Raw genomic sequence first — 255 nt, 5'->3', positions numbered from 1 at the left:
CTTCATGTCCATCGCAGACCGCTCGATCCTGGCCTGCTGGGGCGTCAAGGGCGGCAAGGCCGGCCGGCCGTGCCAGAGCACCGTCGACCCGGGCGGCCCCGACGAGCACGAGGTCGACGCGCGCGCCGACGCCGAGCCGCTGACCGCCGGCACCGTCGTCCGGGTCCGGACGACGGGTGGCGGGGGCTGGGGCGACCCGCTGGAGCGCCCCGTCGAGGAGGGCCTCCAGGACATCGCCTGGCTCAAGGTGAGCGT

General features: G+C 75.7%; 1 protein-coding gene. It reads left to right on the top strand.

Features of this window, described 5'->3' with window-relative positions; genetic code table 11:
• The coding region (locus AC0IVP_RS21970; RefSeq protein WP_471759288.1) for a hydantoinase B/oxoprolinase family protein at positions 1–255 on the top strand (255 nt) is incomplete at both ends.

The organism is Klenkia sp. AC732 (assembly GCF_979256525.1).
This window is presented reverse-complemented; position numbering and strand designations above follow the sequence as displayed.